The 21,500-nt window shown below is 70.8% G+C and carries 19 protein-coding genes and 1 pseudogene; 10 read left to right on the top strand and 10 right to left on the bottom strand.

Annotated features, from left to right (window positions below):
- Nucleotides 1–21: 21 nt before the first annotated feature.
- Together ACFYQQ_RS25495 and ACFYQQ_RS25490 are read right to left on the bottom strand one after the other, a co-directional pair.
- Nucleotides 22–276 (bottom strand): helix-turn-helix transcriptional regulator, encoded by a 255-nt coding sequence (locus ACFYQQ_RS25495; protein WP_355793987.1) that lies wholly within the window; start codon nucleotides 274–276, stop codon nucleotides 22–24.
- Nucleotides 276–773 (bottom strand): DUF2975 domain-containing protein, encoded by a 498-nt coding sequence (locus ACFYQQ_RS25490; protein ID WP_355793986.1) that lies wholly within the window; start codon nucleotides 771–773, stop codon nucleotides 276–278. Before ACFYQQ_RS25490 ends, ACFYQQ_RS25495 begins: the two co-directional genes overlap by 1 nt.
- Nucleotides 774–958: 185 nt before the next feature.
- On the opposite strand from ACFYQQ_RS25490, the gene nhaA reads away from it, so the two are divergent.
- On the top strand, nucleotides 959–2,821 hold the full coding sequence (gene nhaA / locus ACFYQQ_RS25485) for a Na+/H+ antiporter NhaA (protein ID WP_356172184.1): 1,863 nt from the start codon (nucleotides 959–961) through the stop codon (nucleotides 2,819–2,821).
- 164 nt (nucleotides 2,822–2,985) lie between these two features.
- Here nhaA and ACFYQQ_RS25480 read toward each other — a convergent pair whose 3' ends face one another.
- From ACFYQQ_RS25480 to ACFYQQ_RS25465, 4 genes are all read right to left on the bottom strand, one after another.
- Complete coding sequence (locus ACFYQQ_RS25480; protein ID WP_356172187.1) at nucleotides 2,986–5,181, bottom strand: MMPL family transporter; 2,196 nt, start codon at nucleotides 5,179–5,181, stop codon at nucleotides 2,986–2,988.
- A gap of 427 nt (nucleotides 5,182–5,608) precedes the next feature.
- The gene (locus tag ACFYQQ_RS25475; RefSeq protein WP_355791014.1) at nucleotides 5,609–6,166 is read right to left on the bottom strand and encodes a snapalysin family zinc-dependent metalloprotease; all 558 of its coding nucleotides are present in this window, start codon (nucleotides 6,164–6,166) and stop codon (nucleotides 5,609–5,611) included.
- Nucleotides 6,167–6,340: 174 nt separating this feature from the next.
- Nucleotides 6,341–7,207 carry an AraC family transcriptional regulator gene (locus tag ACFYQQ_RS25470; RefSeq protein ID WP_355791011.1) on the bottom strand — a complete coding sequence of 289 codons (867 nt, stop codon included), beginning with the start codon at nucleotides 7,205–7,207 and terminating at the stop codon, nucleotides 6,341–6,343.
- A gap of 149 nt (nucleotides 7,208–7,356) precedes the next feature.
- The gene (locus tag ACFYQQ_RS25465) at nucleotides 7,357–8,169 is read right to left on the bottom strand and encodes a GNAT family N-acetyltransferase (RefSeq protein ID WP_356240047.1); all 813 of its coding nucleotides are present in this window, start codon (nucleotides 8,167–8,169) and stop codon (nucleotides 7,357–7,359) included.
- A gap of 161 nt (nucleotides 8,170–8,330) precedes the next feature.
- Between ACFYQQ_RS25465 and ACFYQQ_RS25460 the strand changes: the two are divergent.
- Nucleotides 8,331–8,654 (top strand): annotated as a pseudogene (locus ACFYQQ_RS25460) (PP2C family protein-serine/threonine phosphatase); the annotation flags it as partial.
- Nucleotides 8,655–8,776: 122 nt separating this feature from the next.
- Complete coding sequence (locus ACFYQQ_RS25455) at nucleotides 8,777–8,953, top strand: hypothetical protein (protein WP_355793132.1); 177 nt, start codon at nucleotides 8,777–8,779, stop codon at nucleotides 8,951–8,953.
- A 140-nt stretch (nucleotides 8,954–9,093) separates the two neighbouring features.
- Here the strand turns inward: ACFYQQ_RS25455 and ACFYQQ_RS25450 are convergent, their stop codons facing one another.
- Nucleotides 9,094–9,579, bottom strand: a complete 486-nt coding sequence (locus tag ACFYQQ_RS25450) for a hypothetical protein (protein ID WP_355793130.1) — start codon at nucleotides 9,577–9,579, stop codon at nucleotides 9,094–9,096.
- A gap of 484 nt (nucleotides 9,580–10,063) precedes the next feature.
- Between ACFYQQ_RS25450 and ACFYQQ_RS25445 the strand changes: the two genes are divergently transcribed.
- A complete protein-coding gene (locus tag ACFYQQ_RS25445; protein WP_355793128.1) occupies nucleotides 10,064–10,576 on the top strand; it encodes a GNAT family N-acetyltransferase in 513 nt (170 codons plus the stop codon).
- A gap of 146 nt (nucleotides 10,577–10,722) precedes the next feature.
- On the opposite strand, the gene ACFYQQ_RS25440 is transcribed toward ACFYQQ_RS25445, so the two are convergent.
- Together ACFYQQ_RS25440 and ACFYQQ_RS25435 are read right to left on the bottom strand one after the other, a co-directional pair.
- Entirely contained in the window at nucleotides 10,723–11,898 is a 1,176-nt protein-coding gene (locus ACFYQQ_RS25440; protein ID WP_388905199.1) for a zinc-dependent alcohol dehydrogenase, read from the bottom strand.
- Nucleotides 11,895–12,896, bottom strand: coding sequence for an SRPBCC family protein (locus ACFYQQ_RS25435; RefSeq protein WP_356172202.1), 1,002 nt, complete (start codon nucleotides 12,894–12,896; stop codon nucleotides 11,895–11,897). The genes ACFYQQ_RS25440 and ACFYQQ_RS25435 overlap by 4 nt, the downstream gene beginning before the upstream one ends.
- Nucleotides 12,897–13,164: 268 nt before the next feature.
- Here ACFYQQ_RS25435 and ACFYQQ_RS25430 point away from each other — a divergent pair, with 268 nt between their 5' ends.
- Together ACFYQQ_RS25430 and ACFYQQ_RS25425 are read left to right on the top strand one after the other, a co-directional pair.
- Entirely contained in the window at nucleotides 13,165–13,356 is a 192-nt protein-coding gene (locus tag ACFYQQ_RS25430; protein WP_355794834.1) for a hypothetical protein, read from the top strand.
- 380 nt (nucleotides 13,357–13,736) lie between these two features.
- A complete protein-coding gene (locus tag ACFYQQ_RS25425; RefSeq protein WP_355794832.1) occupies nucleotides 13,737–14,426 on the top strand; it encodes a triacylglycerol lipase in 690 nt (229 codons plus the stop codon).
- Nucleotides 14,427–14,487: 61 nt separating this feature from the next.
- On the opposite strand, the gene ACFYQQ_RS25420 is transcribed toward ACFYQQ_RS25425, so the two are convergent.
- On the bottom strand, nucleotides 14,488–17,508 hold the full coding sequence (locus tag ACFYQQ_RS25420) for a glycosyl hydrolase (RefSeq protein WP_388905310.1): 3,021 nt from the start codon (nucleotides 17,506–17,508) through the stop codon (nucleotides 14,488–14,490).
- Nucleotides 17,509–17,912: 404 nt separating this feature from the next.
- Here ACFYQQ_RS25420 and ACFYQQ_RS25415 point away from each other — a divergent pair, with 404 nt between their 5' ends.
- The 4 genes from ACFYQQ_RS25415 to ACFYQQ_RS25400 all read left to right on the top strand — a co-directional run bounded on the left by ACFYQQ_RS25415 (nucleotide 17,913) and on the right by ACFYQQ_RS25400 (nucleotide 21,197).
- Nucleotides 17,913–18,557 carry a GAP family protein gene (locus ACFYQQ_RS25415; RefSeq protein ID WP_355793421.1) on the top strand — a complete coding sequence of 215 codons (645 nt, stop codon included), beginning with the start codon at nucleotides 17,913–17,915 and terminating at the stop codon, nucleotides 18,555–18,557.
- 284 nt (nucleotides 18,558–18,841) lie between these two features.
- Nucleotides 18,842–19,282 (top strand): DUF6086 family protein, encoded by a 441-nt coding sequence (locus tag ACFYQQ_RS25410; RefSeq protein WP_355793423.1) that lies wholly within the window; start codon nucleotides 18,842–18,844, stop codon nucleotides 19,280–19,282.
- 342 nt (nucleotides 19,283–19,624) lie between these two features.
- Nucleotides 19,625–20,242: an RNA polymerase sigma factor gene (locus tag ACFYQQ_RS25405; protein ID WP_356240032.1), complete on the top strand. Its 618-nt coding sequence runs from the start codon at nucleotides 19,625–19,627 to the stop codon at nucleotides 20,240–20,242.
- Complete coding sequence (locus tag ACFYQQ_RS25400) at nucleotides 20,235–21,197, top strand: CU044_5270 family protein (RefSeq protein WP_388905196.1); 963 nt, start codon at nucleotides 20,235–20,237, stop codon at nucleotides 21,195–21,197. Before ACFYQQ_RS25405 ends, ACFYQQ_RS25400 begins: the two co-directional genes overlap by 8 nt.
- The last annotated feature ends 303 nt before the right edge of the window (nucleotides 21,198–21,500 follow it).

The raw sequence follows: 21,500 nt of genomic DNA, 5'->3' as shown, positions 1-21,500 counted from the left end.
CCCCTCGTCCCGCGGCGGATGTCATCCCTCCGCGGCCTCCGAGACCGGCACGGCCGCCCCCTCGTCCCCGGCCTCCGCCTCGTAGCGCAGCAGGTCCCCCGGCTGGCACTCCAGTGCCTCGCAGAGCGCGGCCAGGGTCGCGAAACGCACCGCCTTGGCCCGGCCGTTCTTGAGCACCGCGAGATTGGCGGGCGTGATCCCCACACGTTCGGCGAGTTCGCCCACGGACATCTTCCGCCGGGCCATCATCACGTCGATGTCGACGGTGATCGGCATCAGATCACCTCGTTGAGCTCGGCCCGCATCCGTGCCGCCTCCATGTCGCGTGCGACGGCCTGGGCGAGCAGCATCCGCAGGACGAGCACGATGAGGGCGACGCCGAGGACCGCCACGCCGACTCCGCCCAGGAGCAGGACCACTCCGGGGGCGACGGCCTCACCGGGCGCCAGGAGGACCCCGAGCAGGAACACCAGGAGCGCGGCGGCCACGACCGCCCCCATCACGACGTCCACGTACCGGAAGGCGCCGTCCGAGAACACCGTGCCGCGGCGCACCATCGTCACCAGTCGCCATACGCAGACCAGGACGACCTGGACCGCCACGATGCCCAGGACCGTGATCACGAGGAACGGCGCGCGAGGGAAGTCGAGGTCCTCGTCCACCCCGCGCAGGTCGGCGGCGAGCAGGGGCACCATCACCGCCTGGACGAACACCGAGCCCGCCATCAGCATCACGAGCACGGCGCGCAGCGCGCGCACAGTCATCACTCCCATATCTCTCCCTCGATCGACCAGCGATGGAAATCTATCGAAACTCGATAAGTGAGAGCAAGCGCTGCGCCCCATCGTGTTCGGTGGACCCTCACCCGTGAGCCGGGCTCGCGCACACGGCCACACGCCCCCTCCGGAACCGGTGCACCTTCCGCCCCGGTGATAATCGAGCGGTGACGGAGACAGGCTTGGGAGACGCACTGCGTACCTCCACCAGCAGTGCCGCGCGCCGGCAGAGTTTCGTGCGGACGGAGACCGGCAGCGCCGCACTGCTGCTGGCCGCCGTGGTCGCGGCCCTGCTCTGGGCCAACATCGCACCCGGCGCGTACAAGGCGGTCTGGCGTACGCAGCTCTCCGTCGGCCTCGGCTCGCACCAGCTCTCGCTCGACCTGCACGAATGGATCAACGCGGGACTGATGAGCCTGTTCTTCTTCCTCGTGGGTCTGGAGGCCCGCCGGGAGTTCGACATGGGCGAGCTGCGCGACCGGCGCTGGATGGTGCTGAGCGCCATCGCCGGACTGACCGGCATGGTCGTCCCGGCCGTCGTCTACGTGGCCCTCAACGCCGGGCACACCTCCGTGCACGGCTGGGGTGTGGCCATGTCGACGGACACCGCCTTCGCGCTCGGCATCCTCGCTCTCTTCGGCTCCAGACTCCCGGCGTCGCTGCGGGCTTTCATGCTGTCGATCTCCGTGGTCGACGACCTGGTCGCCCTGCTCGTGATCGCCTTCTTCTACAGCGAGGACATCCGGCTCCCGGCGCTGCTGGTGGCGATCGTGGCGCTGCTCCTGATCGTCGGCCTGCGGGTGCTCGGCGTACGCCGCGGCGTGTACTGCGCGGTGCTCTCGGTCGTGGCGTGGGTGGCACTGTACGAGGCGGGGGTGGACCCCGTCGTGACGGGACTGGCCGTGGGCGCGCTGGTCATCGCCTATCCCGCCGACCGGGTCGATCTGGAGCGGGCCAGCGGCCTGTTCCGGCTGTTCCGTGAGCAGCCGACGCCGGAACTCCAGCGCTCGGCGGTCCAGGGGCTCGCCGCCGCGCTCTCCCCCAACGACCGGCTGGAGCAGCTGTTCCTGCCCTGGGTGAGCCTGGTGATCGTGCCGCTGTTCGCCCTCGCCAACGCGGGCATCCCGCTCAGCATGGACACCCTCGCCGACGCGTTCACCTCCCGCATCACCCTGGGCATCCTGTGCGGGTACGCGGCGGGAAAGGTGCTCGGCGTGGTGGGCTCCATGGCCGCCGCGCGCTGGCTGAGCCGCGGCCGGCTGCGCCCCGGCGTCGGGTGGGGCTCGGTCACGGCCGGCGGCGCCATCGCCGGTGCCGCGTTCACGGTGTCGCTGCTGATCGCGTCACTGGCGTTCGAGGGGCGGGCACTGGAGCAGGCCCGGATCGGCATCCTCTCCACGCTGGTGGCGGCCTTCCTGATCAGCTGGGCGGTGACCGGCGTGATCTCCCTGCTCCCCCCGGCACGCCGGGCCCGCGCGCTGCTCGGCACCAACGAACCCCTGACCGATCTGGCGGTCGCCGTCGACCCGCGGCACGACCGCGTACGGGGACCCGAGCACGCGCTGGTCACGCTGGTGGAGTACGGCGACTTCGAGTGCCCGTACTGCGGCCAGGCGGAAGCGGCGGTACGCGAACTCCTCGGCACGGAGACCGACGTGCGCTACGTGTGGCGGCACCTGCCCCTCAACGACGTACACCCCCGCGCGCAGCTGGCCGCGGAGGCGTCGGAGGCGGCGGCCGCCCAGGGCGAGTTCTGGGCGATGCACGATCTGCTGATGGACCGCCAGCACGCGCTCACCAAGACCGACTTGCTCCGGTACGCGGCCGAACTGGGCCTGGACGTCGCGCTGTTCCGCAAGGACCTGGAGCGGCGTTCGGGGGCGCGCCGGATCGCCGAGGACGTGGACTCCGCGGACCTGAGCGGCGTCTCGGGCACGCCGACGTTCTTCGTCAACGGACGCCGCTACCACGGCGCCTACGACATCACCGCCCTGCACGACGCCGTGGTGCAGGCACGGCAGCGGGCACTCGCCGCAGGCGTCTGACGGGTTCACCCGCCGGACCCCACATGGGCCGCCGCCGCGCTGAGCGGCGGCCCACAGCGCCCTCGCCGACGACTCTCAGCGGCGGACGTGGGCGTCGCCTCCCGGTACCCGCGGGCGCCGGGAGGCGACACTTCCCCACGCCTTCGGGCGCGGGGAGTGGTACTTCACCGGGTGCGCCCGGACGGTTCCTCCTCGGCGGTGTCGTGCGCCCGGTCCGCGGGTGCCGGGGCGGGTTCGGCGACACCCGCGCCGGGTCCCGCTGCCGCGCCCACCGCTCGGTCCCCGTGCCCCGGCCACCAGGCCGCGTGGCCGATCAGCGCGGTGAGGCTCGGCGTGAAGAACATGGACATCACGAAGGCCGCGACCGCGATCCCGAACGACACCGCGAAGCCCATCTCGGTCAGGAGCGCGTTGCCCGCGAGCATCATCGTGGCGAAGGTCGCCGCCAGGATGAACCCGGCCGCCGCCACGGTCGGACCGGCGTACCGGAGCGCCATACCGGCCGCCTCGCGCGGATCTCGGCCCTCGCGCGCCTCCTCGCGGAGCCGGGCGATCATGAGGATGTTGTAGTCGGTGCCGATGGCGACCACGAAGAGATACATGATCACCGGGAGCATGAACATCAGCCCCGAGTGCCCCTGGCCGTCCTGGAAGATCCAGACGGTGGCACCGAGAGTGGCGCCGAACCCGAGACCCACCGAGGCCATCAGATACAGCGGGGCCACCACACTGCGCAGCAGCAGCCCGAGGATCACCATGATCAGGACGGCGGCGACCGGGAAGACCGTGCGGTAGTCGTGGTTGACCGCGGTGCCGATGTCCTTGTAGATCGATGACATGCCGCCGACGAGGGCTTCGGTTCCGTCGGGGGCGGCTGAGTGCGCGACGTCGCGCACCTCGCCCACGGCGTCGATCGCCCGGTCCGTGGACGCCTCGTACTCGAGGGTCACGGTGAAGTCGGCGGTGGTGCCGTCCTTGTTCAGCTGGGTCAGGCGGGCGCTCGCCACACCGTCCACGGCACCGAGCTTGTCCGCGTATCCGTCGAAGGCGGCCTTGTCGAGCGGCTCACCCCCGGTGCTGGAGAGGTAGACGTCGGTGGGGGCGGCGGCGCCGGCCGAGTACGCCTTCTGCATCTCGTCCTGGACGACCATGGACTCCTTGGTGTCGGGCATGGACCCCGACGCCAGGTCGAACGTGGCCTTGTAGCCGAACATGCCGAGCGAGAGCGCGACCAGGACGAGGCCGGACAGCGCGGCGGTGAGGGCCGGGCGGCGCCGCACACCGCGGCCGAGGGCGGCGAAGCGGGCGTTCTCCGGCTCCTGCCGCCAGGACTTGGACGGCCAGAAGACCTTCGGGCCGATGAGCGAGACGACCGCCGGGATGAGGGTCAGTCCGGCGACCAGTGTGGCGGCGACCGCGATGGCGAGCGCCGGGCCCATCTGCTTCAGGAAGCCGAGCGTGGACAGGACCAGCGCGAGGAAGGCGATGATGACCGCGCCGGCGGCGGAGGCGATGGCCTCGCCGACCCGGCCGACCGCGTTGACCATGGCCTCCTTCGGTTCGTCACCGGCGCGCAGACGTTCCCGGTAACGGAACATGAGGAAGAGGAAGTAGTCCGTGCCCACGCCGAACAGCACGACGATGAGGATCGACGAGATCGAGCTGTTCGCCTGGAGGTCGAACAGCTTGGTGGCGTACGCGATCAGCCCGTTGGCGATGGCGGACACCAGTCCGATCAGGACCAGTGGCAGTACGGCGAGGATCGGCGCCCGGAAGATGATCAGCAGGGTGACCAGGATGATCACGAAAGTGCCGATGCCGATCAGTGCCTGACCGCGGCTGGAGGACTCCTGCTGGTCGAGGGCCTGCGCGGCGGAACCGCCCAGCTTCACGTCGAGGTCGGTGCCCTTGGTCAGCTCCTTGACGTCCGTACGCAGGGTCTCGGCCGCGTCGGCCTGTTTGGGCTGGCCGGCGTTCTTGCTGTCCATCTGGACCAGGGTCATGGTGTAGCGGCCGTCCTTGGACGGCCGGCCGGCGACGACCTTCTGCACCTGGTCGATGTGCTTCTCGCCCAGCTCGCGGGTGATGCGGGCGACGTCCTTCTTGTCGGCGGCGGTCAGCTTGCCGCCGTCGCCGCGCTGGTAGAGGGCGATGGCGGACGGGGTGAAGGCGCTGGGGAACGCCTTCTCCTGAAGGTCGGCCGCCCTGATCGATTCATAGCTGCTGGGCAGAAAGCTGCTCTCGTCACTGCTCGAGGGCAGACTCGGGGCGGTGGCGACGATCGCCACCGCCGCGATCAGCCATGCCACGATCGTCCACACGGGATGTCGGACGACGGCGTTCCCGATACTTCGGAACATGCGGAAGGTCCTCCTACGCAGGAAGATCACCACAGCCCGGGGAGCGGACCCTGGCATCGGCGACCCCGACCGGCGCCCTCCACCGGCACCGGCCGATCGGTTGTCTTGGGCTCCGATCGTAGTGACCGCAACAACGATCCTCAGGCAGAGCGCCGGACTTGACGCGATGATCACTTCGGTGGCCGGTTTTGGAGCAGCGCGAACACGACGGAGCCGGTCGGGGCCATGGGCGGCCCCGCGTGGCCGGGCCCGGTCCGGGTCTCAGAACTTGCCTTCGTGATTCACCCATACGAGGAATCCTGGGCCTGGGATAGGACGTGGGGGTCTGCCAGGAGATCCGTGCACGCCCCCCCGGAGACATCGCGGTGCCCCGGGGTGCGTGCTTCCCCGGGGCACCGGTCGTTACGTTGTGTCGGGCGGTGGTGTGTCAGCCGATGGTGAGCGTTTCGCGTGGGGCCGCCGTGGTCAGCGCGGCTCCGAAGTTCCCCTCCACCTCCGCCTTTTCGGCGGTGTTGGGATAGGGGTTCGTGCACGAGACGCCCGCGCTGGAGCCGGACATCAGGCTGGAGCAGGGGCCGGGCTTGCGGTCGGGCAGGCCGAGGATGTGCCCCAGCTCGTGGGACGAGATGCGGACGGTGTTGTACCCCTGGTTGACGGCCTCCCGTCCGATGTAGACGGTTCCGTTGCCGAGCGAGGTGGTCAGCGCGCGGGGCCATCCGTTGTCCGCGAGGACCCGGATGTTGGCGCGCTGTCCGGAGGCGACGGGGCGCAGTTCGACGCCGTCGACGCTCTCGTTCCAGATCGCGGCACCCCGGTCCACCGCGCTCCGGAACTCGGCGGAGCCGCTCGCGTCGTACGTGACGACACGGGCGGCCGAGACGGATCCGGCGCTCGGGGTGGGGGCGGCCGTGGCTTGGCCGCCCATCAGGGGCAGGGACAGCAGCAGCGTGGCGGCGAGACCGCCGGTCGTGGTCCGGACGTGCATGGTCGACCTCCTTGTGGGGGCAGGCAGTCGTGCACATGACATTCGCTGACTCCCTCCCCCACCGGAACGAAGGCCAATCCGTCATTCCGGAGCGCGACTTGGCGGACCGCCGCCCGACCGCCCGGCCCCCCGTCACGAGGAGCGCGGGGGCACGCACCCGAACTCGGGCCGCTGTCAGCGCTGTTCACGCTCGACGGGGAGCCACAGTTCCGCGTCGGCCTCCGTCCCGTCCGGCGACAGGCTCGTCCGCAGGATCTCCGGGCCGGGCCTGCGGCGGTACGGATTGGAGGGGAACCATTCGGTGAACACGTCCCGCCACAGATTCTGGATCGCCTCCGGCACGGGCCCCGAGACATTGAAGACCGCCCAGGTACCGGCCGCGACCGGGAGCCTGACCGTGCCCTCGGGAGCGGCCGCGGACGTGATCACCCCTTGGTAGTAGTCGAGTTCGGTGCCCTCGGCACGGCTCGGGTCCAGGTCGTCGCAGACCGCGACGACGCCCAGTGGTTCCTGGTCCGACATCCCCTTCAGCCGCTCCAGCGTCCCCGGGTCGATGCCGCGGACGAAGTCGATGATCGCCTGGTTCGGACCGCTGTGCACCAGTGGCACCCGGGCCTTGAGTCCCACGACGCTGAAGTCCGGCCTGTACACGACGCGGTAGCGCATGCTGCTTGTCCCTTCGACGGTGAGGCGGAAGGACAGCCGGGGCTGGGACACCAACGAGGCACCGGTGCGCCGCGCCTCGCCCGGACCGACACCGTGCACGGCCCGGAACGCCCGGGCGAACGCCTCACCCGATCCGTAGCCGTAGCGCACCGCGATCCCCAGCAGCGGCTCGCCTCCCGCGAGTACCTCGGCACCCGCGACGGTGAGCCGCCGGCGCCGGACGTACTCCGACAGCGGCATGCCCGCCAGCGCGGAGAACATCCGGCGCAGGTGGTACTCCGACGTGGCCGCGATGCGCGCCAGCTCCGCCACGTCGAGGGACCGGTCCAGGTGGCCCTCGATGTGCTCCATGGCCTGGTTGAGCCGCTCCAGCACGTCCGGCCTCCTTCCTGTCTGTCGATCACCACGCTAGGCAGTGCACCCCGCCCCGGACCCGACATCCTGTGCCCGATCCAGTCGGGTCCCCGCGGCGCTCGCACACCGATCCTCAGTACGACCCCGTCCGCACCCCGACGGGGCACGGCTCAGTCCGACAGCCGCAGCGACAGGTGGTCCTCCAGCTCGCGATAACCGAGCCTGCGGTAAAGGGCGTTGCTGGTCGGGTTGGCGTGGTCGGCGAAGAGCATCACCTGCGCGGCCCCGCGCTCCTGGGCGAGCCGGGTCGCCGCGGCCGTGGCACCGGCGGCGTACCCTCGGCCGCGTCGCGAGGGCGGGGTGTAGACGGGGCCGATCCGGGCGTGGGCGGCCAGTACGTCGGAGGTGGCCGCCAGAGACACCGGGCCCTGGCCGTCGACCTCCCACACGACCAGCTGACCGGCGGCGACCCGACGCCTCGCGAGCGCTTCGATGTACGGGTCCGCGGGAAGCCCCACCTCCGTGAGGAAGGCCTCCAGCCAGGACGTCAGCAGCGCCAGATCCGCCGCCTCGGCGAGCCTCGCCCTGCCCGGGACCGACGCCGGAGCGACCAGCTCGGTCAGCGCGAACAGCCGCTCCGCGCGCTCCACTTCGTACGGACCCCAGGCCCCGCCGAACGCCGACACGACGGTATCGGCCCCTCGCACGCCCACCAGCCCGGTGCCCCGCAGCACCCCCGCGAGCCCACGGGCCGCCTCCTGGGGCATGGGGCCGAGGACCGCCGGGTGCGGCGGTGTACGGAGGTAGGCCCCGGTGACCATGTCACCCTCGGTCCACCAGCCGAAGCGGGCGTCCGGCCACACTCCGGCACGGACCCCCTCGGACACGGTGAGGAGTACGGACGCGCGGGCGAGGTCACCCGCCAGCAACTCCCCTGTGGCCGCACGGAACTTGTCGACGTCTTCGCTCAGTTGCCAGGTCATGGCTCATCGTGACGCGCGGCGCAGCGGAGCGCATGTGTATTTGGGGGCGCAGCGTGCGGCACCCCGCCGTGCCCCGGTCCAGGCCGCTTCCCGGCTCCCGCGCAGGCGCCGTGCGCCGGCTCCGACGGCCTGATTGACCTTCACCTTGGGGAAGGTCGCACGTGGTGCAGTCCATGGTGGACGAGGGACGCATCACCCCGGACGAGGCCGTCTCCCACCCCCAGCGGTCGCTGCTCGTGCGGGCACTGGGCCAGGAAGCCGTCGCACCGGACATGCGCCTGCACGACGTCGGGGCCGGGGACCGGTATCTGCTCTGCTCCGACGGCCTGTCCGCCGTCGTACCGCCCGACGACGTACGGCAGGTCGTCGCGGCGGCCGACAGCCCGGAGCGGGCGGTACGCGAACTCGTCGCCCTGGCCAACGACGCGGGCGGCCCCGACAACGTCAGCTGCGTGGTCGCCGACGTGGTCGCGGCTCGGCGGTAGGTCCGTGCGGGTGAAGACCGGGCCGTAGGGGCGGCGCGCACCACCCACCCGGTCGACTCGACGTGCGACGGACCGTGGGCTGGTTAAGAGTCGTCACAGTCCCCCTCTCGAAGGAGAAACCCATGCTTCGGCGTATTTCCCTGGTGCTGGTCGGTCTGACCGCTGCCGGCTTCATGGCCGCGTCCCCCGCCGCCGCTCACGACTCCGACATCGACGGCGGTTACATCGAGGGCAGCCACGTCCGCGTGGACGGCATCGAGATCGAGACGTTCGAGGCCGGCGCGTTCCACGTCGACTGACCGACGACGCACCGAGAGAAGGGCCGATGGGCTCCCCCGTGGCGCACATCGGCCTTTCTCCATGCCCTCAGAGGCTTCCCGGCGGCCTTGATCGCGCCGAGCAGTCATCAGATTGGCCATCGCAGGGACACGGAGGTGAGTCAATCCTCGCCTCGGACACCGCTTCCGCCCAGGCCGACGGTCGGGCGCCCGGACACCGGCGAGTTCCGCGATTCCTCACCCGGCGACGACGTGAGACGGGGACGGTCGAACCACTCCCTCGTGTCGCGTCCCGTGGTGAGTACGGCAAGCAGCGCGCCCGTCGCCACTCCGGCACCCCAGACGCCCCGGCCGCTCAGCACCGCGACGGCACTCCCGACGGCGACCAGCCAGCCCACGGCGAGCGCGCCGACGCGCACCTTGTCGCCGCCGTCGGCGAACCTCGCCGCGATGACGAGACAGGACCCGGCCAGCGACGCGCAGGCGAGAGCCGCGGCGAGCAGCATGCCCAGCACGAACGCGCCCATCGCACCTGTCTCGAACCTCACCGCGCTCACCGTCAGCCGCACCGCGGGGACGACACCGCACGCGCCCACGACCACGAGCAGGGCGCGCGCCCATCGGGCGGTACCGGGCATCCGGGTCATGCGCGTTCCTCCGATGGACGGGTGGTGCTGGACAGCGCCGGGGTCGCCCCGGGCTGCGCAGGGTCACCGTAACCGTCCGGACCGGTCCACGGGGGTGCCGAGCAGCACCTTTCCCAAGACCTCGTCCCGCGACAGTGCTCGCAGGAAGGGCGTACCTTTCCCGGGGAGGTGGGTCGATGATCGACGGACAGAGCGGTGTGCGCCGTAGGGGCGGGATCGGTATGTCCGTACTCAGCCCGGCCGGCGAGGACGTTTCCACACGGCACGGCTCTCGCACGGCCACCGGCCAAGGACTTGGCGCCGAAACGAACACCCTTGACGGTACTGGGCAGATACTTCGCCCCGAAGTCGCTTACGGGACAGCCCAGTTGGCCAGGTACACCGCCTCGCCATCCGGCGACGTGTCCCGCCCGCACGCACCCGCACACGCCGGAGTCCACCTCGGGCACCGCCACTTCGACGCATCCCACGAGGTGGTGGTGGCATGACCGTCATGGTGGCCGAGACCATCAGGACCGCGCGGCTGGACCTGCTGCCGCTGCTGGTCGAGCACGCCGACGAGATGGCCACGGTGCTGTCCGACCCGGCTCTGCACACCTTCATCGGCGGCACACCGGACACCGTGGAGGGCCTCCGCTCGCGCTACGCACGTATGACCGCGGGTTCTCCCGACCCGGCCGTCTCCTGGCTGAACTGGGTCGTGAGGCTGCGCGACGAGGGGTGCCTGACCGGCACGGTCCAGGCGACGGTCGGCCCCGCCGAGCACGGCCCGGTCGCCGAGGTGGCCTGGGTCGTGGGCTCGGCGTGGCAAGGACGGGGCATCGCCTCGGAAGCGGCCGGGGGACTCGTGGACTGGCTCGGCCGCCGGTCCGTTGGGCGCGTCATCGCACACGTGCACCCCGACCACCACGCGTCCGCCGCGGTCGCCAGAGCCGCCGGCCTGACTCCGACCGACACCGTGCACGACGGTGAGATCCGGTGGCAGCGGGACTGGTGATGCCGGGCGCGAGGGCGGGAGCGTACCGGCGAACCGGGGGCCACGCCCCCGGCTGACCGGCAACTGCCCGACGACGAACGGCAGAGACGGACTCGTACCGTCTCTGCCGTGTCGTGCCGTCGTGCGGTGAAGGTCAAACAGGGCGGTCAGGCCTTGAGGACGACCTTCTCGCAGTTCTCCTGCTTGTTCTTGAAGATGTCGTAACCGTGCGGCGCGTCGCTCAGCGGCATGGTGTGCGTGATGATGCGGGTCGGGTCGATCTCCCCGCGCTCGATGCGTTCGAGCAGCGGCTTCATGTACCGCTGGGCGTGGCACTGCCCGGTGCGCAGGGTCAGCGACCTGTTCATCCAGGCACCCGCCGGGAACTTGTCGACGAAGCCGCCGTAGACGCCGATCACCGAGACCACGCCGCCACTGCGGCACGACGTGATCGCCTGGCGCAGGGCGTGCGGGCGGTCGGTCTCGGAGCGTACGGCCTGCTTGGCCTTGTCGTAGAAGTGCACGTGACCGGCGCCGTGGGACGCCTCCAGGCCCACCGCGTCGATGCACTTGTCCGGGCCGCGCCCGCCGGTCAGGTCCAGCAGGGCCGAACGGACGTCGACTTCCTCGAAGTTGATGGTCGTGTAGCCCTCGGAGGCGGCCATGTCGAGCCGGTAGCCCTCCTTGTCGATCGCGATGACCTGCGCCGCGCCCAGCACCCGGGCGCTGTCCATGGCGAACTGGCCCACCGGGCCCGCGCCCCACACCGCGACGACGTCCCCGTCCTGGATGTCGCACATCTCGGCGCCCATGTATCCGGTGGGGAGGATGTCGGAGAGGAAGAGGACCTGCTCGTCGGTGAGGTCGGACTCGATCTTGAGGGGGTTGAAGTCGGCGAACGGCACGCGCGCGTACTCCGCCTGGCCTCCGGCGTAGCCGCCGGTGAGGTGGGAGTAGCCGAAGATCCCGGCCGTCGGATGACCGAAGAGCTTCTCCGCCATGCCGGCGTTGGGGTTGGAGTTCTCGCAGCAGGAGTACAGCTCGGCCTGGCAGGCGGCACAGGACCCGCAGGCGATCGGGAAGGGCACCACGACCCGGTCCCCGACGCGGAGTTTGTCGGAGTCGACGCCGGGCCCGACCTCGACGACCTCGCCCATGAACTCGTGGCCCAGGATGTCCCCCTTCTGCATGCTGGGGACGTACCCGTCGAGGAGGTGCAGGTCGGAGCCGCAGATCGCCGTCGAGGTGACCTTGATGATGGCATCACGCCGGTTCAGGATCGACGGGTCGGGGACCTTCTTGACCTTGACCTTGTTCTTGCCCATCCAGCAGTTGGCCTTCACGACAGCACCTCCTTGAGCTCGCGCTTGGTCAGTGGCCGGGCGGGGTGCTGGGGGAACTCCTCGCGGGCCTGCTTGCCGCCGGGTGCCCCCTCCGAGCGGACGACCTCCCCGGTCTCCACGACCTGCTTGAAGCGGCGCAGGTCGTCGTCGAGCTGCTGGGACGGTTCCTCGCCGAAGTAGCGGGCCACCGCCTTGCCGAGCGAGCCGGCGGGGAGGTCGTAGCGGAGGGTGACGTGCACCTCGGTGCCCCGGTCCCCGGGGGCTGGCGCGAACCGCACCTCGCCGGAGTTGGCGATGTCGGCGCCTTCGAGTGACCGCCAGGCCAGGATCCGGCCGGGTACGTCCTCGACGATCTCGGCGTCCCACTCCACGGTCTTGCCGAACGGCGCGGACGCCTTCCAGTGGCTGGTGCCTCCTCCGGTGGACCGCACCTCGTCCAGGTGGGCCATGAAGTCCGGCAGCCTGTCGAGCTGCTGCCAGTGGGCGTACACCTCGTCCGGGGATCGCATGAGGGTGGTGCTGGCGGTGAGTTCCATGGGCGTGCTCCTGCTCGAACGGCTCACGGCCGCGTAGACGTCGGTGACCGCGATCGCCGCCACGGCCGCCGTGACGAACGCCGTGCGGCGGATGCCGCGGCCGTCGTGGTTCCTCAGTGCTCTGGTCAGCAGCGCCAGGTCGATGGCGTCCCCGCCGACGCGGGCCCACAGCCAGGCGGGGTGCGGCTTCGCGAGGAGGCCGGCCGCCGCCGTCAGCTCGCGTGCTCCCACCGCCACGGTGGCCAGCCGGTGGCGCGGCTCGCCCGCCACCCCGAGGCCCAGCGCGACCGGCCCGGGCTTGACCACCTGCGGCACCCCGAGCAGCGCACTGGCCCAGCCGAGACCGCGGACCAGCGGATCGTGCCGCAGGGCGGCGGGCGAACTCCGCGGCCGGTCCGAGGCGGGTGGTGTCCCGCCGGGCGGGCTCTCGGTTCGCGTACGTGGTTCCAGTCCGGTCGTCATGGTTCACTCCTGAACGAGTCGGGCGTGAAGGCGGGCATGTCGTCGCTTCAGCGCTCTGCGGCCACTGTGACGAGCACCCGGATCCGGGCGATCCAAACAAACAACGCCGGATCACCCGCCGGACCGGGTCCCACCTGTCCGGGACGGGGGTACGGCGGCCAGGGCGCGCGAGCGCCCCCGTAGCGGCGACCAGGCACGTTTGCCGTACGCCCTCACGGAGACCCGCCGGCGTGACAACAGCCCTTCAGGAGTGGGAGGTGCGACGATCATGCCCGATCCCCAGCAGCCCGAGCTGCGGCGCAGCGACAAGGGAGCGGCGACGCCGGAGGACAGCCAGTCGCTGAAGGCATCGCAGCCCGCCGAGGGAGGCGGGCGCGCCAAGGGCACGGACCGTGGTGACAAGGGCGGCGGCGAGGGCGGCGGCACGCCGCCGGACCAGCAGCCGGACCACCCCGCCTGAGCGACCGCCAGGGCGGCCGGCCCCGACAGGCACAGGGCCCAGGACGGCGAGCGGCCACCGGCGGCTCGCCGTCCGCGCATGTCCTTGCCCCGGAAACAGTTGAAGTTTCCCCGGCACGAGTCTTGACGCTCCGTACCTACTGGTCAGTACGCTCACGCCACCCCTCGACGAACACGGGTGTTCTCCCCCGCCGCGTCCCACCAACGCGCCCGCGGCACGCCCCCACGTGCCCAGGGCCCTCGGCTCTCCCGTGACCCGGGAACCGTTCCCCCGTGCCCCGGGCTGTCCTCGTCCCATGGCCGGGGAACCACGCGACGCCCTCCTGTTCCGTCCGAAGCGCCGTCGCGCGCTGTACGACCCCACCCCTGGGAGATTCCCCGATGAAGAGATCCCTCGTGATCTCGGCCGTCGCCACGGCCACCGCTCTGTTCGCCGCGCAGGCGTCGATCCCCGCCGAAGCGTCGAGCGCCTCCGCATTCCGCTCCTCCAGCAACCCGATCCTGTTCGTACACGGCTACACCGGCGACGGAGGCAACTGGAACACGATGGCGGCCCGGTTCGCGAACGACGGCTGGCCGTCGACGCACCTGGACCAGTGGTCGTACGACTGGCGCCAGTCGAACGCCGTCACCGCACAGCAACTGGCCGCGGAGGTGGACCGGTTGCTCGCCGCCACCGGCGCCACCAAGGTCGACATCGTCAGCCACTCGATGGGCGGCCTCTCCTCGCGCTACTTCCTGAAGAACCTCGGCGGCACGTCCGAGGTGGACGCCTGGGTGTCGCTGGGCGGCCCGAACCACGGGACCGACAGCGCCAACTCCTGCTTCGACACGTCATGTACGGAGATGCGCGTCGGCTCCTCCTTCCTCGGGGCGCTCAACTCCGGTGACGAGAGCCCCGGTTCGCCCCGGTACGCGACCTGGTGGTCGCCCTGCGACACGGTGATCAACCCGGACAGTTCCGTGGCGGTGTCCGGCGCCGTCAACACCAGGACCGCCTGCCTGAGCCACACCGGCCTGTTCGACGACGCGACGGTGTACGCCCAGTCCCGGGACATGATCAACAGCTAGGAAGTCCGGGGCGGTACGGCGTGCGCTCCGTCCGGGACCGCACGCCGTACCGCCCGCCGGCTCAGCCGATCCGGGCCTCTCCGTAGGGCACCAGGCGCACCGGCCCCACCAGCCCGTACGCCGCGCGCGCCAGGCCCCCGTAGACCGCCGGGTCGCTGACCCGCAGCCGGTTGGCGAGTGGTGTGGCGACCTCCACCTCGATGACGTTGCGGCCTTGCCGCAGCAGCCCGCCGAGGTCCACCACCGGGCGGATCTGGTCGACCGGGTCCAGGCGGTGTCCGTTGACGGTGACGCGGCACGTGTCGGTGACCGTGCCGAGCTGGAGGTACGCGCCGTGGCCGCCGCTCCAGCCCTCGCCGAGGGTGACCGTGGTGCGGTAGCGGCCGATGCCCGAGACGTCGGCGAGTGCGGGGATCTGCGACCAGGGCAGCAGGGCGTCCAGGTCGAGGTCGTGTTCGACGACCGTGGTGCGGGTGGCCGTGGGGCCGGGCCGCCAGTCCTCGACGTGCAGCTGCCACGCCGTCAGTTCGGTGACCGCCGGGACGTCCTTCAGGGTCGTGCGGACGGTGCGCCCCTGGGACAGGACCGTGCGGTAGGTGCCCGACTGCGAGGCACGGACGGTCAGGCCGTCCTCGGTGAAGCGCACCCGCTCCGCCTCGCTGTCGACGGCGTGCGGGCGGTTGCCGTGGCGGTCCCCGAACAGGCCGGGCCTGCCGATGGCCACGATCTGCATCTGCGCCGGCTGGAGGGCGACGCGCACGGTGACCGTGTCCTCGTCCTCGGTGTAGCGGGCGATCCGCTCGACCCGCCCGGACCACGGGTCGAGGAGGTACGGCACCCCGTCTCCGCTGGTGCGGGACAGGGTCACCTCGTGATCGATGGCGGCCACGGGCGGCTTGACGGTCTCGGCGTGCTTGCCGTTGCAGAGGTAGTAGTAGTCCACCCCGTCGGCCACCCGGTGGAAGTTCAGCAACGTGGAGGAGGTCGCGTACCGCACGTCGGGCCGCACCCCCAGCTCGGCGAGCGCGGCCGGCACCGCCGTCTTGTCGCCGACCCGCCTGACCAGTGGCTCGGCGAGCAAACTCGCGACGACGGACCGCAGTTCGTCGGTCTCCCCGCTGTCGGGCACGCCGGACGGCACGACGGTGTCCCAGGCTCCGAGGAGCACGATGGGCAGGCCGGCCCGGGTGAGCCGGAGCAGGGCGCGCGCGTCGGAGAGGGCCAGCGTGATGCTGGAGCCGTAGAAGAAGTCCCCCTCGACGAACAGCGCCTTGTACGCGGGGCCGTCGGGGGCGAGCCGGCCGCGGCGCACGGTGGCGGAGGGCAGATCGAGCAGTGGCCCGCTGAGGAACTGGTGGGTCCAGCCGGAGGTGATGCCGCTCGCGGTGAACCAGGAGGCGCCGATGCCCGTCGCCGAGTAGCCGGTCTGCCGGAAGACCGCCACGTCCGCCCGCGCCCGGCCGGTCTGCAGCACCCGGTGGACGCGGCTGAGGCAGCCCGCGATGTCCGGGACGTGCTTCCAGGTCGCATGCCGGGGGCCCCATGACTCGCCGTAGCCGGCGGTCCCCTTGTACGGGGTGAAGGCCGCGTAGCCCGGCCAGTCGACGCCCGGCAGCTCGGCGTAGGAGAAGCCGTGGACGACCGTCTGGTTGACTCCGGCGGCGTAGGCGCCGCCCATGGTGCGCAGGAACTTCTGCCAGGTGGTGCTGTATGCCCCTCCCGCGTAGGCACCCGCCTCGCACGACAGCACGGTGTGGCCGGCCATGTCACGGCCGCCTGCCAGACACCGGTAGTCGTCCAGGTTCTTGAAGCCCAGGGACTCCCCCTCGGGGATGTCCAGGAGCGCGGCGGAGGCGATGGAGTCGGTCTGCAGGCCGTACGGCTGCGCGCGCAGTTCCAGGCCGAGGCCGTGGGCCCAGGTGCGTAGTGCCGTGACGTGGTGCTGGTTGTAGAGGGTGCTGACGGTCTCCCAGAAGTCGTGCCTGATCTGCCGGGTGGCAGTGGCCTCGAAGGCGAAGACCTGGTTGCTGTTGCCGAGGACGACAGCCGGCAGGAGGGGCAGCAGGGAGCGTCCCGTGTGCTTCTCGAAGGCCTCAGGCAGTCCCGGCGTCCACTGAAGACCGTCGGTCTCCAGCTCGATGGAGTCCTCGAACAGGGCCCCGCCGGAGACCTTCAGGAGCCGGCGGACGGCGGGCGTGAGGATGTGGGCTTCCCAGAAGTCGGTCACCGCGCGCGTGCCGGCCGCGCTGAAGTGGTCCACCACGTAGGCCGCGGGAGCGGTGTGCGGGCCGGCCTCGGGGGTCTGGCCCGACCCGCGTACCCAGTACGAGATGAGGACGTAGGTGCCGTCGACCGGCGCGGTCCAGTCGAGGGTGCCGTCCTTGACGGCTGGAGTGAGGTCTCGTACCGAGTCCTGGGCAAGGCCGGTCTCCTTGCGGGTGGAGTTGGCGGTGTCGACCCGTGCCGCCTGCACCAGCAGCAGTTCCTGCTTGGTCACGCCTGCCTCCGCCGTGTACACGGGGGCCGGCACGGGTCCCGAGTGGCTGCCGCCGGGGGCCAGCGTGACCGTGCCGTAGGCGAGTTCCTTGACGGCCGCGTCGCTGTCGGGGGTGATGCCGGGCACCGCGGCGGGCCAGCTCGGGCCGATGGTGAGGTCCACGGTGATGCCACGTCGGGCCGCCTGGCTCAGTGCGGCCTCCACACCGGCGACCCAGGCGGCGCCGCCCCAGCCGTGCCGCTCGGTGTCCAGCACCGAGGTGTCGCTGACGCTGTGGTGCACGGCGGCGATCTCCGCACCGCCGAACCCGGCGTCGGCGATCTGGTCGATCTCCCGCCGGATCTCGTCCGGTTGGACCAGCCCGTCCGGCCACCACCAGCGGAACTTCGGTGCCACGGCCCGCCCCGGCCGGGCGAAGAAGTCGGCATTGAAACGTTCAATGACCGCGTCCGCGGACGCGTCGGCCGCCGCGACGGCGGGCGTCCCCCAGTCGAGGGCCCCTGCGGCTGCCGTGGCAACGGCGGCACCCAGCAGCGTACGGCGGCGAAACCCGGGGCTCGGGTGAGTGGCGGAGTGGTCGTTCATGTTCTGGTTCACTTCCCGGAGGGCAGCACGAGGAGACCCCCTAAGGGCCTGCGGTTTTGAATCGTTTAAATCGTGTCGAAGCTAGATCCGTTGCTCTGAGAGCGTCAAGGCTCGTGCACGCGCGAATTCGCGGGACGCGGCATGAAGCCCGGGTGGCCCCTGTCGCAGCCGGTGACCTCACTGGCCCCAAGGACCGGGGTCACCACTCGGATGCCACGCTTGCGAAAACTTCGCGAACGTTCCCAAACCGACGCGTACGCCTGCGTGGGCGTGGCCTGCTTGACCCGCCGGTCGGCCACCAGCAAAGTCGGGCATGCGGCACGGTGGAAGCGCCGCATCCGTCTGCCGACCGTTCCCTGATCATGGGTGACGGACGGCCCTGACGCTCAGGAGCGGCTGGTCCGATGGTCCTCGACCTGGTGGTGATCGGTACGGCCATCAGTCTGGGGCCTTTGCACAACAGCACCTTCATCCTTCTGCTTTCCGCGCGGAGCGGCGTTCGTCTGGGTCTGGCCTTCCTGTTGTCGTGGCTGGCCAACCTGGTCGCCGTGATCGCCGTCGTGGTGCTGCTGACGGGCGGTCAGCCGCCGGCCCGCCACAGCACGCCTTCGACTGCCGCGATCGCCGCGAAACTCGCCATCGGTCTGGGCCTTGTGCTGTACGGCGCGCACCGGCGGCGCAGGCCGCCCCGCCCGCACGGCCCACCGCGCTGGGCCGCCCGGATCGACAACGCCTCCTGGGTCACGGCAGCCGGTGTGGCGTGGCTGCTGCAGCCTTGGGGCTTGGTTGGCGCCGGTGCCGCGACGGCCCTGAAGGCGAACCTCTCCACTGCCGGCGACTGGCTCGCACTGACGGGCTACTGCCTGCTGGCCACCCTGAGCCTCATCGTCATGGAGATGTACGCGGTCTGGGCACCTGCGGCCGCGAACAGCCGGCTGAACGCACTGCGGAACTGGCTGGGCCGGCACCAAGAGCAGCTGATCATCACGCTCTCTCTGCTTGCCGGCCTGTGGCTGATGGCCGTGAGCATCTACCAGTTGGTCACCTGACGCAGGGGGCGCGAGTTGCGATCACACTCTCTCCCGGTCCGAAGGTGACCGACAAGGAACTACGCCTCCCAGGCCAACCTGCTTGATTCGCAAGGCATCGGGCCAGGGGACGAGGTCGCGCTCCCCTGTCCGAGCATGTCGTGGTTCCCGGTCGTCCACTACGGGGCCCTAGGCATGTCAACCGCCGACGAGGTGGACGCGACTTGAGGCGCAGGCTTACCCGCGTGTGCCTCGACGGTCCGGTCTCCTACCCTGGCCGAGGTCGCAGAACAGGGGAATCGGACATGAGCATGTATTTCGACGCCGGTGACGAGACGTTGTGGAACCCGTCGACCGGTTCCGGACGCCTGTTCCTGCGACAGCTCCAGGTCTTCGAGGCGGAGCTGGGGCTTCCCTCGGGAATCGGCCAGGGCGCGCACTGGGGCGACCCGGACACCCTTGAGGTCGATCCCGCGGCGTACGGGGAGTTCACCCGCGCCTTGGTCAGCCGGCACTGCGGGACGAGCAACTCCGTGACCCTCGCCCTCTCCGAGGGGTTCGTGGCGATCGCACTGGCCCTCGCCCGGCGCGCGGGAATCGAGGTGGAGGTGCCCGGCGCGGCTCCCGTCACGGGCGACGAGGATGACCGGCGTGGCGTACACGTCGGCGGTCCTCGGCCCGTGCCGGCTGTCGCCCACGCGCTGGAGGCGCGGGCGCGGGAGTTGGACCGCTCGATCACCGCCTGAGCCGACCCGCCGCGACGACCGCCCTCGGGCCTTCCGCGGCCTGCTCGTCACCCGGATATGTCGATCAGGATGCTGCCCCGCCCTCGGCGTCCACGCGGTCGTGTGCGGCAGCGAACGTGCCCAGTGGGAAACGCGCACCGACATCGGCAGTGAGGGCGCACATGGCCGCGCCGGCGGTGAGGTCTGCCTCTGGGCATCGGCCTTGGCACCTTCCGCTGGGTCGTGGAGCGCACGCTCGCATGACCGGCGGCCGGACGCCGAGGGAACTCATCGGGGGCGACGGGCGAAGTAGAGATGAAAGCCCAAGCCTTCGAAGCGTTCCCCAGAACGAGAGGAGCCCCGATGACCGTCGAACCAGGCGTCCGCACGGGGGTGGACAGCGATGCCTCGGTCATTGCGCGGTCCCGGGATGAGCCCGAGGCATTCGCCGTGCTCTTCGACCGGCACGCGGATGCGGTACACCGTCATCTGGCCCGTAGGCTCGGCGGCGAGTCGGCCGACGACCTCGTGGCAGAGACCTTCACCACTGCTTTCCAGCAGCGGCACCGGTACGACCCCGCGCGGGTCACCGGCGACGGCGCCAGGCCCTGGCTGCTCGGCATTGCGACCAACCTGGTCAGCCGGCACCGGCGGGCCGAGGCCCGCCGCTTCAAGGCCCTGGCGCGCATCCCGGCTCCCGCCGACCACGAGGAGCCGCTGGCCGATCGTGTCGCGGCCACGGTGAGGGCACGGGCCGTACGCCGCGAGCTGGCGGCGGCACTGGCCGCGCTGCCCGCTCGGCACCGGGACGTGCTGCTGCTGGTGGCGTGGGGCGGCCTCGGCTACGAGGAGGTGGCCCAGGCCCTCGGTGTCCCCATCGGCACGGTCAGATCACGGCTGCATCGGGCTCGCAGCAAGCTACGCGAAGCGTTGGGCGGATCCGATCCGACGACACTGCGAGAGGCATCCGGCCATGAGTGACGAACTCGAACTTCTGCGGGACTGGGACACTGACGCCGGCCCGCTCACCGAACCGGCCCGGGCACAGGCCCGGTACCGACTGCTCAACACGATGGCGCGCACGGAGCGGCACTCCGACACCGGTCTCAGCCGTCGCCGCGCGCTGCGCCTCGCGACGGCCGGGATGGTCGCCATGGCGATCACCGGGACGGCGGTGCTTATCACCAGCGAAGGCGAAGGCCTGGATCGCGCGGGCACGGTCGCCCCGCAGATGGAGAACGCCGCCGCTGCGAAGGTGCTGAACGGGGCGGCTGTGTACGCGGGCAATCAGGAGACGGCCGTAGCGCCGCGCGACGACCAGTTCATCTATTCGAAGCGAATCATCAAGGAGACGGACCGGAAGACCGGCAAGGTCAAGACCTTTGTGGACGTGAACTGGGACTCGGTGGACGGCTCCAAGCGCTCCCTGACCATGGAGCGCGGCAACGTGATCTGGGAGGAGCCCATGGAGGAGGGCAGCTTCGTGTGGCCTCCCCGGGAGTGGAGCAAGCTCAAGAAGCTCCCGACCGATCCGAAGAAGCTCGTTCCGGCCCTCGTCTCCGCCCGCGGCACGACCGACCGGTCGATCGACGACCTCGCCGGCTTCGACTGGTTCCACGCCTACTTCATGCTCGGCGAGCTCCTGAAATGGCCGGTGCTGCCCGAGGGACTGCGCCCCGCCGCTTACGAGGCGCTGGCCCTGGTGCCCGGGGTCAAAGCGATTCCGGGAGTGAAGGACTCTGCCGGTCGCACGGGAGTGGGGATCGCTTACACCGGGGAGGGTTCCCAGAAGGGCAGCTACCTCATCTTTGATGCGGAATCCTATGAATTCCTGGGCTTCCTCAGTGAGGGGTCCACCGCTTCCGGCAGGACATATGTCCAGCTGTCGCACACGGTGGAATGGGCGATCGTCGACCGTCTGAGGCAGCGCCCCTAGAGCCCCCTGGCCCCCGAGTTTCGTGACGGTTGTGCTGGCTGACCGTCACGGAACTCGGGGCTGGTTTCAGCCCCGGCCTACCGCCGCAGTGTTCGATCGGCGAGTGGCGGCACCGATCCGAGCCCACTGTGCGTGAGCCACCACCCAACCTTGATCAGAGGCCGCGGGTCCAAGCATTCCCCGGGAGGGCCGGCCCGTGGACAAGATCACGCCGTCGGACCCGGCCGACGCGGCGCTCGTGACGACAGCCTGACGGTTCCTGGGCCCCACCAACATCGGTCGGCTGCTTCTGCGGTCGAGCAG

Origin of the sequence: Streptomyces sp. NPDC005496 (assembly GCF_042872045.1) — a bacterium.
Lineage (GTDB): Bacteria > Actinomycetota > Actinomycetes > Streptomycetales > Streptomycetaceae > Streptomyces.
The sequence above is the reverse complement of the archived record's forward strand: the minus strand, read 5'-3'. Positions and strand labels throughout refer to the sequence as shown.

Coding starts and splice junctions, on each gene's coding strand:
- ACFYQQ_RS25450 (WP_355793130.1), bottom strand. CDS start 9,579: ATGACCCGGATGCCCGGTACCGCCCGATGGGCGCGCGCCCTGCTCGTG.
- ACFYQQ_RS25430 (WP_355794834.1), top strand. CDS start 13,165: ATGCCCGATCCCCAGCAGCCCGAGCTGCGGCGCAGCGACAAGGGAGCG.
- ACFYQQ_RS25490 (WP_355793986.1), bottom strand. CDS start 773: ATGGGAGTGATGACTGTGCGCGCGCTGCGCGCCGTGCTCGTGATGCTG.
- ACFYQQ_RS25405 (WP_356240032.1), top strand. CDS start 19,625: ATGACCGTCGAACCAGGCGTCCGCACGGGGGTGGACAGCGATGCCTCG.
- ACFYQQ_RS25410 (WP_355793423.1), top strand. CDS start 18,842: ATGAGCATGTATTTCGACGCCGGTGACGAGACGTTGTGGAACCCGTCG.
- ACFYQQ_RS25425 (WP_355794832.1), top strand. CDS start 13,737: ATGAAGAGATCCCTCGTGATCTCGGCCGTCGCCACGGCCACCGCTCTG.
- ACFYQQ_RS25445 (WP_355793128.1), top strand. CDS start 10,064: ATGACCGTCATGGTGGCCGAGACCATCAGGACCGCGCGGCTGGACCTG.
- ACFYQQ_RS25495 (WP_355793987.1), bottom strand. CDS start 276: ATGCCGATCACCGTCGACATCGACGTGATGATGGCCCGGCGGAAGATG.
- ACFYQQ_RS25400 (WP_388905196.1), top strand. CDS start 20,235: ATGAGTGACGAACTCGAACTTCTGCGGGACTGGGACACTGACGCCGGC.
- ACFYQQ_RS25465 (WP_356240047.1), bottom strand. CDS start 8,169: ATGACCTGGCAACTGAGCGAAGACGTCGACAAGTTCCGTGCGGCCACA.
- ACFYQQ_RS25480 (WP_356172187.1), bottom strand. CDS start 5,181: ATGTTCCGAAGTATCGGGAACGCCGTCGTCCGACATCCCGTGTGGACG.
- ACFYQQ_RS25415 (WP_355793421.1), top strand. CDS start 17,913: ATGGTCCTCGACCTGGTGGTGATCGGTACGGCCATCAGTCTGGGGCCT.
- ACFYQQ_RS25455 (WP_355793132.1), top strand. CDS start 8,777: ATGCTTCGGCGTATTTCCCTGGTGCTGGTCGGTCTGACCGCTGCCGGC.
- ACFYQQ_RS25435 (WP_356172202.1), bottom strand. CDS start 12,896: ATGACGACCGGACTGGAACCACGTACGCGAACCGAGAGCCCGCCCGGC.
- ACFYQQ_RS25420 (WP_388905310.1), bottom strand. CDS start 17,508: ATGAACGACCACTCCGCCACTCACCCGAGCCCCGGGTTTCGCCGCCGT.
- ACFYQQ_RS25475 (WP_355791014.1), bottom strand. CDS start 6,166: ATGCACGTCCGGACCACGACCGGCGGTCTCGCCGCCACGCTGCTGCTG.